13 protein-coding genes are annotated in these 17,221 nt (G+C 30.4%); 6 read left to right on the forward strand and 7 right to left on the reverse strand.

Features of this window, described 5'->3' with window-relative positions; all coding sequences use genetic code 11:
* Positions 1-14: 14 nt before the first annotated feature.
* Both RHP49_09850 and era read left to right on the forward strand, forming a co-directional pair.
* On the forward strand, positions 15-2,117 hold the full coding sequence (locus RHP49_09850; protein WNH11224.1) for a TonB-dependent receptor: 2,103 nt from the start codon (positions 15-17) through the stop codon (positions 2,115-2,117).
* Between the two features lie 477 nt (positions 2,118-2,594).
* Positions 2,595-3,476, forward strand: coding sequence for a GTPase Era (gene era / locus RHP49_09855; protein WNH11225.1), 882 nt, complete (start codon positions 2,595-2,597; stop codon positions 3,474-3,476).
* Positions 3,477-3,599: 123 nt separating this feature from the next.
* Here the strand turns inward: era and RHP49_09860 are convergent, their stop codons facing one another.
* Entirely contained in the window at positions 3,600-4,106 is a 507-nt protein-coding gene (locus RHP49_09860; GenBank protein ID WNH11226.1) for a GTP-binding protein, read from the reverse strand.
* A gap of 167 nt (positions 4,107-4,273) precedes the next feature.
* Between RHP49_09860 and der the strand changes: the two genes are divergently transcribed.
* Together der and RHP49_09870 are read left to right on the forward strand one after the other, a co-directional pair.
* Entirely contained in the window at positions 4,274-5,584 is a 1,311-nt protein-coding gene (gene der, locus RHP49_09865; GenBank protein ID WNH11227.1) for a ribosome biogenesis GTPase Der, read from the forward strand.
* Positions 5,585-5,796: 212 nt separating this feature from the next.
* Positions 5,797-8,364 carry a TlpA disulfide reductase family protein gene (locus RHP49_09870; protein WNH11228.1) on the forward strand — a complete coding sequence of 856 codons (2,568 nt, stop codon included), beginning with the start codon at positions 5,797-5,799 and terminating at the stop codon, positions 8,362-8,364.
* An 82-nt stretch (positions 8,365-8,446) separates the two neighbouring features.
* On the opposite strand, the gene RHP49_09875 is transcribed toward RHP49_09870, so the two are convergent.
* The 5 genes from RHP49_09875 to RHP49_09895 form a co-directional block, all read right to left on the reverse strand.
* Positions 8,447-9,265 (reverse strand): TPM domain-containing protein, encoded by an 819-nt coding sequence (locus RHP49_09875; protein WNH11229.1) that lies wholly within the window; start codon positions 9,263-9,265, stop codon positions 8,447-8,449.
* Between the two features lie 8 nt (positions 9,266-9,273).
* Complete coding sequence (locus tag RHP49_09880; protein ID WNH11230.1) at positions 9,274-9,711, reverse strand: TPM domain-containing protein; 438 nt, start codon at positions 9,709-9,711, stop codon at positions 9,274-9,276.
* Positions 9,711-10,298 carry a LemA family protein gene (locus RHP49_09885; GenBank protein ID WNH11231.1) on the reverse strand — a complete coding sequence of 196 codons (588 nt, stop codon included), beginning with the start codon at positions 10,296-10,298 and terminating at the stop codon, positions 9,711-9,713. The genes RHP49_09880 and RHP49_09885 overlap by 1 nt, the downstream gene beginning before the upstream one ends.
* 97 nt (positions 10,299-10,395) lie before the next feature.
* Positions 10,396-10,725, reverse strand: coding sequence for a MerR family transcriptional regulator (locus tag RHP49_09890; GenBank protein WNH11232.1), 330 nt, complete (start codon positions 10,723-10,725; stop codon positions 10,396-10,398).
* Between the two features lies 1 nt (position 10,726).
* A complete protein-coding gene (locus RHP49_09895) occupies positions 10,727-11,698 on the reverse strand; it encodes a M23 family metallopeptidase (GenBank protein ID WNH11233.1) in 972 nt (323 codons plus the stop codon).
* Positions 11,699-11,911: 213 nt separating this feature from the next.
* On the opposite strand from RHP49_09895, the gene alaS reads away from it, so the two are divergent.
* Positions 11,912-14,524 carry an alanine--tRNA ligase gene (alaS, locus tag RHP49_09900; GenBank protein WNH11234.1) on the forward strand — a complete coding sequence of 871 codons (2,613 nt, stop codon included), beginning with the start codon at positions 11,912-11,914 and terminating at the stop codon, positions 14,522-14,524.
* Positions 14,525-14,596: 72 nt separating this feature from the next.
* Positions 14,597-15,541, forward strand: coding sequence for a GSCFA domain-containing protein (locus tag RHP49_09905; GenBank protein WNH11235.1), 945 nt, complete (start codon positions 14,597-14,599; stop codon positions 15,539-15,541).
* On the opposite strand, the gene RHP49_09910 is transcribed toward RHP49_09905, so the two are convergent.
* Positions 15,538-16,263: an AraC family transcriptional regulator gene (locus RHP49_09910; GenBank protein WNH11236.1), complete on the reverse strand. Its 726-nt coding sequence runs from the start codon at positions 16,261-16,263 to the stop codon at positions 15,538-15,540. The two genes, RHP49_09905 and RHP49_09910, sit on opposite strands and share 4 nt — an antisense overlap.
* Positions 16,264-17,221 lie beyond the last annotated feature (958 nt).

A 17,221-nucleotide genomic window follows, 5' to 3' on the forward strand; every position in this document is an offset into this window, starting at 1 on the left:
TTTAAACATAAAAAATGAGAACATTTTGCAGTATGCTATGTTGCATGCTTATTTATGCTATGTCTTTTTCTCAAGAAAAAAAAGATATAGCAACAGATTCGATTGTCCAAAAAACAGTACAACTTGATGAGGTTTTGGTAAAAGGAAATGCTATTACAGATCCTATTCTTACTAAAGTTTCTAATGATTATCAAAAAAATATTGTTCAGCCTAAAAACGTGGCCGATTTATTTAACAATATCAATGGGTTTTCGGTTATAAAACGAGGTAATTATGCTATCGACCCTTCATTTAGAGCATCACAATATGAACAATTAAATATTCAGTATGATGGAGGTACAAAAGCAATGCATGCATGCCCAAATAGGATGGATCCTATAACAACGCATATCATTCCAGAAGAAGTTTCAAAAATAGAAATTATCAAAGGTCCTTATACGGTACGCTATGGCGCGACTTTTGGAGGCGTTATTAATATTGTAACCAATAAACCTAGTTCTGAAAACACAGGTTTTCATGGAAAAGTTTCTGGGGGTTATGAGTCTAACGGAGATTCGTATGTAACCATGTTGCAATTGCAACAAGTAACAAGTAAATATGATATTGTAGGCAATATAGGGTATAGAGATTTTGGTAATTATGAAGATGGCGACCAAACAGAAATTCCATCATCATTCCGAAGTACAGATTATGGAATTAAAGCGGGTTATAATTTTACAGATAACCAACGTTTACAAGCGCATTGGAGACAGTCATTTGGTAGAGATATATTACATGCCAGTTTGCCAATGGATACCAATTATGATAACAGTAGTGTGCTATCATTAGATTATAAATGGTCTATGATGGGCGACGTTTTAAAATCTATTACAGCAAAAGCTTATTACAGTTATGTAGATCATTTAATGACTAATAAGGACAGACCTATGTTTATGATGATTGAGGCAACATCTGTGGTTGAAGCTACAACAATAGGAGGTAAGTTAGAACTAAATTGGAAGCCATTAAAAAAACTTAACCTGTTTTCTGGTATTGACATGTTACATATTGCTAGAGATGGTAATAGAGATCGATTGGTGAAAATCATGAATGGAAATATGTTGCCAACACCAAAATTGTTTAATGATAAAATATGGCAAGATTCATATATAGATGATATCGGTATGTTTACTGAGGCTAAATGGTCGGTAAATAAATCGACTGTTGTAACGGCAGGAATTCGTGCAGATATTGTAATATCTGATATTAAAGATCCCGAAGCAGATTTTGAAGCGATGTATGATTTAAAAAAACGTACCGAAGAAAATATAAGTACAACCGTTTCTGTTAAAAAAATAGTATCAGATGATTTTACGCTTGAAGCGGCTTACGGACGAGGTGTACGTTCTGCTAATATGATGGAACGCTATATTAATCATTTTACTGTTGGGCAAGATTCGTATGAGTATATTGGGAATCCAAACTTAAAAGCAGAAGTTAATAATCAATTTGAAATTGGGTTTAAAGGACATGAAGATTTAAAGGGAAGTTTAAATACATTTAAATATGAGACGTCTTTTTATTATTCTTTTTTTCAAAATTATATTGTTGCCGTTGAAGACGCTAGTTTAACTAGAAAATATATGCCTTCACAACAACCTGTTCATCCAAAGGTGTTTCAAAATATAGATAAAGCATATAAAACAGGTTTTGAAGTAACGGCACAATTAGATTTTTTAAAGAATTATTATTTTAAATCAGAAGCATCTTATGTGTATGCTAAAAATAAAGATTTTAATGAATCTTTACCACTTATACCACCATTTAAGGCAACACTATCAGCTGGTTTTGAAAAGACTAAGTTTTGGGCTAATGCACGCTATAATATTGCTAGTAAGCAGGACAATATTTCTAAAACTTTTGGAGAAACAAAAACAGATGGTTATCAAACTTTAGACTTTCGTTTAGGCGTAAAGCCTTTTAAAAATGTATCTTTAGGAGTTGCGGTATTAAATGTGTTTGATGAAACATATCACAATCATTTAAATTTTTCATTTAATAATCAAACTAATTTTGGTAGAGTTCCAATTAATGAAATAGGAAGAAATGTAACGGTATTTTTACAAAAGAAGTTTTAGTTTAAAAGAGACTGTTTGAGGGATTAGTTGTCAAGTCGGAATAGTTTTTCAGACAGCCTCTTTTATTTAAATACTAAATTACTCCTCGGGATTTTCTTTTTTCTTGCCTCCCATCATAAATTTTATAAGGAAACCTATCAATGTCAGGCAAACAATTCCAAATATAGCTATCATGATTGCTCCATTTGTCCAACTATAAAGTGATATATTTTGAGTTAGCATAATTTTAAAATTTAAGTAAATGTAGAAATCGAAATGGAGAATAAATATGACTTTTGTTAGATAATACTATTTCTAACGTGAAATAACCCAATAAAACAACTTCTTTTTCATCTGAATAAAAAATAGCTCTATTTTAAATGTGCAATTTTACATCAGAACTGGTATCATTGAAAATGATTTTTGTTTAAAACTTTAGCATAGTGTAAATAACAAACCAAGGTTGTAACTTTGCATTCTTAATTAATTTGTAAAAATATGAGCCATAAAGCTGGTTTTGTAAATATTATAGGAAATCCTAATGTGGGTAAATCTACATTAATGAATGCCTTTGTTGGTGAAAAATTATCAATTATAACTTCAAAAGCGCAAACAACACGCCATAGAATATTAGGTATTGTTAACGGAGATGATTTTCAGGTGCTTTTTAGTGATACGCCTGGTATCATAAAACCAGCATACGAGTTGCAAGAGTCTATGATGGATTTTGTAAAGTCGGCTTTTGAAGATGCCGATATTTTACTTTACATGGTTGAAATCGGAGAGCAAACATTAAAAGATGAATCATTTTTTAATAAAATAACCAACTCTAAAATTCCTGTTTTACTCCTTTTAAATAAAATTGATAAGTCTGATCAAGGTCAACTTGAAGAGCAGGTACAGCTTTGGGCAGAAAAAGTACCAAATGCCGAAATTATAGCGATTTCAGCTTTAGAAGGTTTTCAGGTAAAAGAAGTGTTTGATAGAATTATTGAGTTGTTACCAGAATCGCCAGCGTTTTATCCAAAGGATCAATTAACAGATAAGCCAGAACGTTTTTTTATAAATGAAACTATTCGTGAAAAAATTCTAATGCATTATAAAAAAGAAATACCATATGCTGTAGAAATAGAAACAGAGGAGTTTTTTGAAGAAGATACTATTATTAGAATTCGTTCTGTAATTATGGTAGAACGAGAAACTCAAAAAGGTATTATTATTGGGCACAAAGGAAGTGCCTTAAAACGTGTAGGTGTAGAGGCTAGAAAAGATTTAGAAAAATTCTTCGGAAAACAAATTCACTTAGAATTATATGTAAAAGTGAATAAAAATTGGAGAAGTAATCAAAATCAATTAAGACGTTTTGGTTACAATAACTAATAAAGAAATAATACTAGTTTAATTATTAACTAACATTGAAGTAAAGTAAAAAGATAATCTTTGCTTGAAGATATATAGTTAGTTTTGAGTTAGTTTAGTTTTAAAAGCTTTAGTTGAATTATTTCAATTAGAGCTTTTTTTGTTTAAAACGCGATGCATAAAATCATTTAACTCGTGCATTTCAGTTTTACTTGACGCTTTTCCTATTCTACCACCAAAATATAATGCAAACCAAATTATTACCATAAGTAGCATAAGGCTAACTTGTATAGTATAATTACTTTTTAACGATAAATTGGTATAAGCCCAAACACCAAATGCAATAAATAAACCCGCTACCATAAAATGGAGAAACATAAAAAGCGTCCAAACGGTTGGACTGGGACCAAACAAACCATGAAGCAAACACGTATTTTTATTAACTTCATTAATTTCTAAATGTAATTGAGGCGACCAAAAATGTTGCTTGTGTTTAGGGAACTTAATAAACACATGGTCGTCTATTACAGTTACTATAAAATCAGATTGCTTATTTTTTTCTGACTCGAAAGATTTTAAAACAGTTTCGTTATTTTGGCTTAATTCAAGCTTAAATCGAGGTCGTAAAACAATGTCGTTAGTTATTGGCATTATTGTATTTAATTGGTATTGTAAAGTACTATTTTTTATTTAAAACCAAAAGTGCTTCAATCTTTACTAAAAAACAGGTATTCGTCGCTTATATTTTCTATTTTTGCAAAATATTTCAAATTAGGAATATAAATAAATCAGTTTTAAGCTGTTAGATAAATTAGAGTATGAGTAATATAGTAGCTATTGTAGGAAGACCAAATGTAGGTAAATCAACGTTTTTTAATCGTTTAATTCAGCGAAGAGAAGCCATCGTTGATGCCGTTAGTGGAGTTACTAGAGACCGCCATTATGGTAAAAGTGATTGGAATGGGAAAGAATTCTCGCTTATAGATACAGGTGGATATGTATTAGGAAGTGATGATGTTTTTGAAGCAGAAATAGATAAGCAAGTAGAATTAGCTATTGATGAAGCTGATGCTATTATTTTTATGGTAGATGTAGAATCTGGCGTAACAGGAATGGATGAGGATGTTTCTAAATTACTTAGAAAAGTTAGTAAACCAGTATTTCTTGTTGTGAATAAAGTTGATAATGGTAAAAGAGCAGAAGATGCTGTAGAGTTTTATGCTTTAGGTTTAGGTGAATATTATACCATTGCAAGTATTAATGGAAGCGGTACTGGAGAATTGTTGGATGCACTTGTAGAAGCATTACCTGAAAACGAAGAGAAAGAGGAAGAAGTTGAAGCTTTACCACGTTTTGCTGTAGTAGGACGACCAAATGCAGGGAAATCTTCTTTTATAAACGCCTTAATAGGTGAAGATAGATATATTGTTACTGATATTGCGGGAACAACTCGTGATTCTATCGATACAAAATACAACCGTTTCGGATTTGAATTTAATTTAGTCGATACTGCGGGTATTCGTAGAAAATCTAAAGTAAAAGAAGATTTAGAATTTTATTCGGTTATGAGAAGTGTAAGAGCTATCGAGCATAGTGATGTTTGTTTAATAGTTCTAGATGCCACTCGTGGTTTTGACGGCCAAGTACAAAATATATTTTGGTTAGCAGAGCGTAACAGAAAGGGCATTGTTGTTTTAGTAAATAAATGGGATTTAGTAGAAAAAGATCATAAGTCTGTTAAAGAATACGAAAAAGCGATTAAAAAACAGATGGAGCCGTTTACAGATGTTCCAGTTATATTTATTTCGGCACTGTCTAAACAGCGTATATATAAAGCAATTGAAACAGCTGTTGAGGTTTACCAAAACCGTGCTAAAAAAATTAAAACAAGTAAGCTTAATGAAATCTTTTTACCGATAATAGAAAATTATCCACCGCCAGCATATAAGGCAAAATATGTGAAGATTAAATATATTATGCAGTTGCCAACACCGCAACCGCAGTTTGCTTTTTTCTGTAATCTTCCGCAATATGTGAAAGAACCTTATAAACGTTTTTTAGAAAATAAACTACGTGAGCATTTCGATTTTAAAGGCGTGCCTATTAGTGTTTATATGCGTAAGAAGTAAAATTTCAAATATTTTTATAAAATTAAAAAAGGTCTATACTTTAATAAAAGTATAGACCTTTTTTTTAAGAGAATAATAGCTTTTTAATTTGATGTTTTTTTACTCATCATAGTATAAAAACCTATTGCATTAATATTTATGTAGTTATCTTATTATTTTGTGAGATAATTAGTCTATTTTTATAGTAATTATCATCAATCAAATAAACTATTATGAAAAAAATCATTTTTGCATGCTTATTAGCGTTTTTAACTATTAGTGCTTTTGCACAAAAAACTATTGAAAACCCAGAATACAGATTAAGTTCAATTCCTGGTTCAATAACTAAAATTGAATTATTAGATACAACAACCGTTTTGCATTTTCATATCAAAACGTACCCTGGAAGGTGGGTTTCTATTCCTAACAAAACCTTTATACAAGATTCTAATGGAGGTGATCAGCTTTTTATAATTAAGGCGGAGGGAACAAAAATAAATAAACGACATATTATACCTGAGTCAGGTGAAATATTTTACACCTTGTATTTTCCGAAGTTAAATTCTAATATAAATACTATAGACTATGGTGAGGCAAATGATGGCGGTAATTGGTCTGTTTATGATATTTTAGTAAATGAAACTGAAGACACTTCAGTATTGCCAAAGGTACTTAGAGGTAATTGGTTGTTAGCAGATGGTAGTAATCTATTTAATTATGGGTTTTATGTTAATAATGCTATTGTAGACCGTGCCGTTTGGAATTATCAATCAGTTAAAAATAAAGGAAAAAAATACGAAATAATTTTAGAAAGAAACGGAGCATTAAAAACCATTCATGCAAAACTAGGTAAAAAAGGATTGGTAGATTTTGGAAGTAATGTAAAGGACTTGAAACCTTATAGTTTGGATCGTATTTATAATTCTAATTATAAAATAGTAGATAATAAACCATATAACGAATCCATGTTTCAAATAGATTCTACAACGTATTCAGGAGTTATAAAAGGATACACTAGTAAGATAGAAGAGAAAACAGGAATGGTATACGTAAACAACGTTTTCGCAGGTAATCAAGATTCTTATATGATAAAGGTTGCTGATGATGGAAGTTTTTCGGTTAAATTCCCAGTAAATTATCCACAACCTATTTTTGTACGATTACCATATGCTAATATATCTGTTTTTGTAGAGCCTGGAAAAGAAACATTTCATGTAATAAACGGAGATAAATCTTTCTTTATGGGAGATTGTGCTCAGGTAAATACAGATTTAGATTTAATGAAATCTATTAGAGACACAGGATTTAATAGTATACAGAAAAAAATAGGAGAATTGTCTCCAGAAGAATTTAAGAAACTATGTTTTGAAAGTAAAGAAAAGCAGTTGAAGGAATTCAATGAATTTCAGATAAATAATATTATAAGTAAAAAAGCAATACAAATAAAAAAAAATGATATTGAGTATAATGCTTTAGATAAACTTTCAGGTTATGGTTTGTATAGAAGAAGTATTGAAAGAAGAAATAAATCAGTTAAAAAAGAAGAAGATAAAATGCCTTATAAAGCGTTTAAAGTAGATGCTTCTTTTTATGACTTTATTTCAAAAGATAATTTAACTGATAAATTTCCTGTATTAACCACCAATTACTATTATTTCATTAATAGATTGATGTATGCAGATATTTTTAAAAATAATGCACAAACTAATTATACCACATCTGAAATTGTAGGTTTATTACTAAAAGATAATAAAGATTTGAGTGTTGATGTATTGAAAATGTCTGAAATGAGTAAGGAAATAGAAACACCGGAAATTCAATTAAAGCAGGCAGAATTTAAAAAAGCACATGGTGATACCCAACAGGCGTTTTATAAAAAATATATGAAAGATTATAATGCCTATGTAAAAGATAATAATATAAAGCTTATACATAATGATTATATTTTGAATGTAGTTGATTATTTGAAAATTAAAGGAGAAGAATTAAATCACGAAGAGCAAGAGCTTGTAGAAGCTTTCAAAAATATACGAACAGATGAAGAAACAAGAAAAACAAAAAAATTCAACGATACTTATGGTTTTATAAAGGCAGAGTTATATAAGAAATATAGTAAAGAAATTAGTGGCTTTTATAGAAATAAATCATCTATAGAAATAGATAATAGTATGAAGTCGTTTTTTGGTGTTTCAAATAGCTTTTTGTTCGATATTATTACTTCTCAGAGAGCTAGTAGGATTTTAAACGATTTTAATGTTTATAGCGATAATGATCTAAAGCTACTTAAAAAAAATATTAAAGACCCTTTAGTGTATAATTGTTTAGTAGCTGCAAATGAATTGACTAAACTAAAAATAGAACGAAACAAGACTTTAGGTGGTTATACAGTTAATACGGTTAATAAAACAGAAGGAGACGAATTGTTTGATACTATAGTTAAAAAATTCAAAGGAAAAGTAGTCTATGTCGATTTCTGGGCAACATGGTGTGGTCCATGTATATCTGGTATAAGAAAAGTTGCGTCTTTGAAGGAAGAAATGAAAGGTGATGATGTTGTGTTCTTATATATAACAAACCAAACGTCTCCAGAAGGAACATGGAAGAATAGTATTCCTAATATTAAAGGCGAGCATTATAGAGTTTCAGCAGATGAATGGAATTATTTGTCTGATAAGTTTAAAATTTCTGGAATACCTCATTATGCTTTAGTTAATAGAGAAGGCAAAGTAGTGAGATATAAATTAGGACATAGAAATAATACTAGTTTAAAAGTGCTTTTAAAAGAAGAGTTAGAAAAGTAAAAGCATTGAATGTTTAAAAAAAGAGGGATAGATTTTTATTAAAATCTATCCCTCTTTTTTTGTTTTCGATAAAACTAAATGATTACCAACCACCAGAGGAACCGCCGCCTCCAAAGCCACCACCGCCGAAGCCACCGCCAAAACCGCCACCACCAGAACTTCCAAAACCACCAGAAGAACCTCTTCGGTAATTGCCACGTCCCATATTGCTTAAAATAATGGCTTCTAAAATATCAATGCCTCCAGACCTATTACCTCTATTACCGCCACCACCACGTCTATTTTTAGAAATAGAAATAAGAATGATAATAAATATAAAAAAGAGAATAAATATAAGTTCAGTTGGGAACTTTGTATTAGATTTTCGAGTTCCTTGATATTCTCCGTTAAGTACTTCAAAAATAGCATCTGTACCACGATTTAAACCACCGTAATAATCGCCTTTCTTAAAATATGGAATAATGTCTCTTTCAATAATACGTTTAGATAAGGCGTCCGTTAAAAGGTGTTCTATACCATATCCTGTATTTATAGCAATCCTTCTGTCGTTTTTAGCCAGTAAAATTAAAATACCATTATCTTCTTTTTCTTGTCCAATGCCCCATTCTTGACCCCATTGCGCACCTAAAAAATTGATATTCTCCCCTTCGGTTGAATTGATAATAGCTATAACTATTTGAGTGGAAGTGGTGTCAGAATATTTTATTAACTTTTGTTCTAGACTGCTTTTTTGTGCTGATGAAAGTAAATTAGAATAATCATAAACACTAGTTTGAAAATCAGGTTTTTTAGGAATTTCAAATTGTGCATAGGAAAGACTAAAGCATAAAAAAGTAATAAACAAAAGCAGTAAAGCTTTTGTTTTTAAATGCAAATGAAGACTGAAGACTGAAAACTGCATATTATACACTATCCTTTAGAAATTTCATTAGATAATTCATCAATATCGCCATCTTGCCAAGGGAAATGTTTTTTTAGTTGTTCGCCAGATTTTATAATGCCTTCAACTAAGCCTTGTTTAAAGTTGCCTTGTTTAAAATAGGATTGCATAACATCTTTAGTGCTATCCCAAAAATCATTTGAAACCACATCATTTATACCTTTGTCTCCATAAATAACAAAAGCTTTTTCTTCAATAGCAACATATATTAATACGCCATTTTGGAGTTTGGTATTATCCATTTTTAAGGTATAAAATAACTCTAAAGCACGATTTGTAGCATCACCATTAGATGTTTTTTCTAAATGGACTCGTATTTCACCAGAAGTATTTAACTCAGCAATTCTAATGGCTTCAATAACTTCTTGTTCTTCTGATTGTGTTAAAAAATCTTCGATTTTAGACATTAAAATTCTACTTTAGGAGCATTTTCACTTCCTGAATCAGATTTGTATAAAGGCATTCCTTCAAACCCTCTCATACCGGCTATAAAATTGGTTGGAATTTTTTTGATAATAATGTTGTATTCTCCAGCAATTTGATTAAAACGATTTCGTTCTACATTAATTCTATTTTCTGTTCCTTCAAGTTGTGATTGGAGTTCTAAAAAACTTTTATCTGCTTTTAATTCAGGGTAGCGTTCTACAGTAACTAATAATTTAGATAAAGCACCGCTTAAACCCTGTTGTGCTTGTTGGAATTGAGCCATTTTTTCTGGTGTTAAATCACCCGCGTTAATGGTCGTTTTTGTTGCTTCAGAGCGTGCTTTGATAACGCCTTCTAAGGTTTCTTTTTCATGAGCGGCATAACCTTTTACTGTAGCTACTAAGTTAGGTATTAAATCAGCTCTTCTTTGATACGAACTTTCAACATTTGCCCATTGTGCTTTTGCTAAACCTTCTTTTTCAACGAGCATATTGTTTGTCCCAATTCCCCATTTAAATATTAAAAGAATTACAGCAATGATAATAATTAATGGTAGCCATTTTTTCATAAGAGTGAGTTTTAAAAGATGTTTTTTAATTGTTAATATGTAAGACACATAACTTATATAAAAGTTACATATTCAATTGTTTTTTTTAAGTAGATACTTAAAGATGTTCTTTTATTTTAATAAGTTGATTTCTTATGTCCTCTAGTTTGCTAACTATTTCAAAATTATTAAGAGTATCTTTTTTGCCTTCTTTTAAATGTGTTTTTGCTCCTTCAAGCGTAAAACCACGTTCTTTAACAAGATGATAAATGAATTTAAGATTTTTAATGTCTTCTGGAGTAAATTTCCGATTGCCTTTAGCGTTTTTCTTTGGTTTTAAAACATCAAATTCTTTTTCCCAAAAACGAATTAATGAGGTGTTTACATCGAAAGCTTTTGCAACTTCTCCAATAGCATAATAACGTTTTTCAGGTAAATTTATATACATATTAGTCTAAAGATTGGTTTTCTAATGAAGCATGCTCCAGTAGTTTGCTGAATTCTTCAGCAGTTAAACTTCCGTAATAAAAGTTTATAGGATTAATTCTTTGTTTGTCTTTAAAAACTTCATAATGGCAATGCGGTGCTTCAGAGCGACCAGTGCTACCAACAAAGCCGATAAGATCTCCCCGTTTAACTTTTTGGTTTTTTCTAACATTGTATTTATACAAATGGGCATAAAGGCTAACGTATCCAAAACCGTGATCAATTCTAATATGGTTTCCGTAGCCTGTTGCTCTATTATCTGCTCTAGCAACTACACCGTCTCCAGTAGCATAAATGGGTGTGCCTCTTGGGGCCGTAAAATCCATGCCCCAATGCATTTTTCGAGTTTTGTTAAAAGGATCTGTTCTCATACCATAACCTGACGCCATTCGGGTTAAATCTTTATTACTAACTGGCTGAATAGCTGGGATTGCAGCTAATAATTTTTCCTTTTCTTCAGCAAGTTTGGTTATTTCATCTAAAGATTTAGATTGTACAACAATTTCTTTTTGAAGAATATCTAAACGTTTGTTGCTTTCTATAATAAGTTTAGAATTGTCAAATCCTTCAAATTTTTTATATCTATTTACACCACCAAAACCAGCTTTTCTTTGTGCTTCTGGAATAGGGTTTGCTTCAAAATAAACACGATAAATATTATTGTCTCTATCCGCTATATTAGCTAAAACAGCCTCAGCTTCATCCATTTTTTTATTCAATAATTCAAATTGTAATTGCGTATTTTGTAAATCTCTTTTTAAAGCACGTTCTTTAGGTGATTCAACATATTGACTTGCTATAAAAACAAATAAAAAACCGAATAGCGCAGAAGCTAAAAGAAATACAGCAGCATACTTAAAAGTAGTTCGCTTTCTGCGTTCTATCTTTTTATATGAAAGCGATTCGGAATCGTAATAATATTTTACCTTACTCATTACCTAAAATATACTATTTTTGCAATTCATAAAATTCAACCTAATAGTTGTATTTTATATGTAAACGACCAAACCTACAAAAAATTATTACAATACTACTTATGTTAGTATAGTTGTAGGTTCGCTCTCTCCATCATTTAAATTGGAAAATGGAGAGTAAAGATAAAAATTGTTTTGTAATTAATATAATTTAATAGAAAAGAGAATACATAAATGAAGTCTCAAGATATTCGATCTAAGTTTTTAAGTTTTTTCAAAGAAAAACAACACACTATTGTATCATCTGCACCCATGGTTTTAAAAGATGATCCAACTTTAATGTTTGTAAATTCTGGGATGGCACCTTTTAAAGAATATTTTTTAGGAAATGCTCAGCCTAAAAGTAATCGAATTACCGATACCCAAAAATGCTTGCGTGTGTCTGGTAAACATAACGATTTAGAAGAGGTTGGTTATGATACCTACCACCATACACTCTTTGAAATGTTAGGGAATTGGAGTTTTGGTGATTATTTTAAGAAGGAAGCTATTGCGTGGTCTTGGGAATTACTCACAGAGGTCTTTGGTATTGATAAAGATATATTATACGTAACCGTTTTTGAGGGTAGTAAAGATGATAACCTTGAAATGGATAATGAAGCTTACGATTTATGGAAACTGTTTGTCTCTGAGGATCGTATTTTAAAAGGCAATAAGAAAGATAACTTCTGGGAAATGGGCGATCAAGGACCCTGTGGACCTTGTAGTGAGATTCATGTAGATATTCGTTCTGCAGAAGAAAAAGCTAAAGTTTCTGGAAAGGATTTAGTAAATATGGACCACCCACAAGTTGTCGAGATTTGGAATTTGGTGTTTATGCAATACAACCGTAAAGCTAATGGCTCGTTAGAGTCTTTGCCAAATAAGCATATTGATACCGGTATGGGGTTTGAACGTCTGTGTATGGTTTTACAAGGTGTACAGTCTAATTACGATACCGATGTGTTTACGCCTATAATTAAAGAGGTTGAAACCATAACAAATAAAAATTATGGTACAGACGAAAAGATTGATGTTGCAATTCGTGTTATTTCCGACCATGTTCGTGCTGTAGCATTTTCAATTGCCGATGGGCAGCTGCCAAGTAATACAGGAGCAGGATATGTTATTAGAAGAATCTTGCGCCGTGCTGTGCGTTATGGGTTTACGTTTTTAGATAAAAAAGAACCTTTTATATATAGATTGGTTGATATATTGAGTAAAAAAATGGGAACAGCATTTCCAGAATTAAAAGCTCAAAAACAACTTATAGAAAATGTAATTAAAGAAGAAGAGCAATCATTTTTAAGAACGCTAGATCAAGGTCTTATTTTGTTAAACAGGATTGTTGAAGAAACAAAAGGAGATACTGTTTCTGGTGAAAAAGCATTCGAATTGTATGATACTTATGGCTTTCCAATAGATTTAACAGCTTTAATTCTTTCTGAAAAAGGGTTGAAATTAGACGAAGAAGGGTTTAATAAAGAATTGGAAAAACAAAAGAAACGTTCTCGTGCTGCTAGTGAAATGACCACTGATGATTGGACGATATTACATAATGATGCAGAAGAAGAATTTGTTGGATATGATACCTTAGAAGCCAACGTAAAATTAACTCGATATAGAAAAGTAACCTCTAAAAAGGATGGTGAAATGTATCAATTGGTCTTTAATTTAACCCCTTTTTATGCCGAAGGAGGAGGACAAGTAGGAGATAAAGGCTATTTGGAAGATGCACATGGCGATGTGGTTTACATATTAGATACCAAAAAAGAGAATAATGTTATTATTCATTTTACTAAAAATTTACCTAACGATATTAATAAAAGTTTTAAAGCAGTTGTAGATGCTAAGCAACGTTATAGAACAGAGTGTAATCATACAGCAACACATTTATTACATCAAGCTTTAAGAGAGGTTTTAGGAACGCATGTAGAGCAAAAAGGATCTGCGGTACATTCTAAATATTTACGTTTCGATTTTTCACACTTTTCTAAATTAACTGTTGAAGAATTACGAGATGTAGAAAACTTTGTGAATAGACGTATAGAAGGTAAACTACCACTAATAGAAAAACGAAATATTCCAAAAGAAGAAGCTATTGCAGATGGTGCCATGAGTTTATTTGGTGAAAAATATGGAGATACTGTTCGTGCTATTCGTTTCGGACAGTCGGTAGAGCTTTGTGGAGGAACACATGTTAAAAATACAGGAGATATTTGGCATTTTAAAATTGTGTCTGAAGGTGCTGTAGCAGCAGGAATTCGTCGTATAGAAGCTATTACAAATGATGCTGTTAAAGATTTTTATTTTGAAAATAACCGCGCTTATTTTGAAATGAAAGATTTACTTAATAATGCTCAAGAGCCTGTTAAAGCATTACAGAATTTACAAGAAGAAAATACAAGCCTTAAAAAGCAAATAGAAGTTTTATTGAAAGATAAAGCTAAAAACATAAAAGGAGAACTTAAATCTGAATTGCAAGAAGTAAACGGGATTCAGTTTTTAGCAAAGAAATTAGACTTAGATGCTTCAGGAATAAAAGATGTGGCTTTTGAGTTGGGAAGTCAGTTTGAAAATTTATTCTTATTATTTGGAGCAGAACAAAACGGAAAAGCATTATTGTCTTGCTATATTTCAAAGGAGCTAGTAGCAAGTAAAGGTCTTAATGCAGGATTAGTAGTTCGCGAACTTGGAAAATATATCCAAGGCGGTGGTGGCGGACAGCCATTTTTTGCAACAGCAGGCGGAAAAAATCCTGATGGAATTGATGAAGCTTTAGAAAAAGCGAAGACCTATTTGACTTAGTCTCGAAAAGGCGCTAAGAAACAAAAACGACGTTAAATAACTGTGTTATTCCTGCGGAGGCAGGAATCCAATATGAATCTTCAAACCAAAATACCATTAGAAAAGCAGTCTAATAACCTTATAGACTACAATTCTAATATGCTTTTGTTAGGGTCATGCTTTGTTGAAAATATAGGAGAGAAGTTAGATTATTTCAAGATTCAAAATACTCAAAATCCGTTTGGGGTTTTATTTCATCCTAAAGCTATAGAAACTTTAATAGAAAAAGCAATTAAAAGAGAGCGGTATTCTGAAGACGATTTGTTTTTTTATAATGAACAATGGCATTGTTTTGATGCACATTCTAAATTAAGTCATGCATCTAAAGATAATTTGTTGAATGGGTTGAATTTTATTTTAGAGGCGACAGATAAGCAAATACAGAAATCTTCACACATTGTTATTACACTGGGTACATCTTGGGTTTATCGTAATAGTGAAAATAATAGTATTGTAGCTAATTGCCATAAAGTGCCTCAAAAGCAATTTAAAAAAGAATTGTTGTCTGTTGATGAATTATCAGAATCTTTAAAAAATATATTGAGCTTAATTAGAAGTGTTAATTATAATGCTTCTGTGATTTTTACGGTTTCTCCAATTCGTCATTTAAAAGATGGATTTGTCGAGAATACTCAAAGTAAAGCACATTTAGTTACTGCAATTCATCGAGTTGTAAACAATCGATCATTTTACTTTCCATCATATGAAATTATGATGGATGAACTTCGCGATTATCGTTTTTATTCAGAAGACATGATTCATCCTAATCAAACAGCGATAAATTATATTTGGGAAAAGGTTAAAGATGTTTGGGTTTCTACCGATACTTTGCAAACGATGGAAGACGTTGATGCTATCCAAAAAGGACTTCAGCATAAGGCATTTAATCCGCAATCTGAAGCACACCAAAAGTTTCTTTTAAATATCAAAGAGAAACAAATTCAACTTCAAAAAAAACATAAACATATAATGTTTTAAGTATATATGAGATTGTTTTTGCTTTTTAAATAATCCTGAGGCGATAAGTCCGTTACTTTTTTGAAAGCAATATAGAATGGATTGTATGAGGCAAACCCTGTTTTATATGCTAAAGATTCTAAAGTATTTAATTTTAAATAATCATTTTCTATTAGATTAATACTGTCTTTAATTCTACTTTGAGTACGATATTCATGAAAAGATATTTTTGAATGGTATTTAAATAAATACACCATGTGGCTTGTTGGAACACATAATTTTAGTGCAACATCTGAAATGGAAGTTTTTGGGTTTCTAAAAATTTGATTATTGTAGCTTAACTTATCGACTTCTTGAATATAGCTTACAATATTAGAATTGATTTTTTCTTGCAATTTTAAATCTGGATTGTTGCTTTTTGTTTTATTATCATCTATAATCCAATTATCATTTATTGAAAAGCTACTTTCATTGTTTTCTTCTGATATCGAACCGAATTTTAATATCTTTTTATTGAGAATAGGAATTCCATATAATATTTCTGGAGTGAATAAAATTTTAAAATAAATAAACAGCCAAAAAAATAATATTGGTAAAGGCATCGATTTTCCAGAAATGGTGTTTCCATTAATTATTTCAGTATAAATTGCTATTAATAGCATACTAGCAGTTAGAATATTAAAAGAGAATAAGTAGATAGTCCATTTTTTTATTAAAACAAAATGGGTATTATTTACGAGCATATTTTTTTTGAACCATATATTTTTACTTAATACTTTATATGTAATAAAAATATAAAATGCTGTAAAAAGTAAAATAAAAATAGCGTTAGTTAATTTACCGTAGAAGAAAATAAAGCTGTTTGCAAAATAAGTATTTGTATTTATTAAATAGAGAAGACCAATACATATAAAATGTTTTAAATCTTTAAGGTTGAAAAATTTATTTTGAATAGCTAGATTTTTATGATAAAGATAAAAGCAGGGAATAATACTCAAATAAAATATTGAACCAAAATGTTTATCTGGTTTAAATAAATTTTGTAATCCTAATTCGTAAGAACCTTGAATTAAAAATCGATGGGAAATAATAATTATAATAAAAAGTAAAAAGACATTAGAAAAAGGATTAGACTTATATGAAGTTACCATTAAAGCGATGGTAATCGTGCCAATAATACCAGTGAATAAAAATAAAAAGGATTCTATCAATTTGTTATATGGTGATTTTTAATAATCAAAAATAATGAATTAATATGGAGTTTTTATAAAGGAATAATGAGAGGGTAATGTTTATCAGTATATTACTTTTTTGAATAGATATTTTTGTTTTCTATTTGTGGTCTAAATAGTATATTTCTAGATGTTTCTTGCCCTAAAAGAAAGTGTCATTTTTTTTACTATTCAATTTATATAGTTATTGATTTACTTAAATAGTTATTGATTTGTCTAAAACTCGTTTCTAAATAATTGATTAGCTAGAATTCATCTATTTTTTCTATATGTTTACATTGCTATTATTGTAAAAGCTATTTATAATATTTGCTATTTATATAGAGATTTCTTGCTCTATTATGCGTTAGGATTAAATTTATTGAGGGTGATTTTTTAAAGAAGTGATTCTAACGACGTTTAAAGTTAAGGTTGTCTAGGAGAAGGCAACCTTTCTTTTTTATATCTACTAAATTACAAATGGAGTAAT

This window comes from Flavobacteriaceae bacterium HL-DH10, from assembly GCA_031826515.1.
Classification (GTDB): domain Bacteria; phylum Bacteroidota; class Bacteroidia; order Flavobacteriales; family Flavobacteriaceae; genus Thalassobellus; species Thalassobellus suaedae.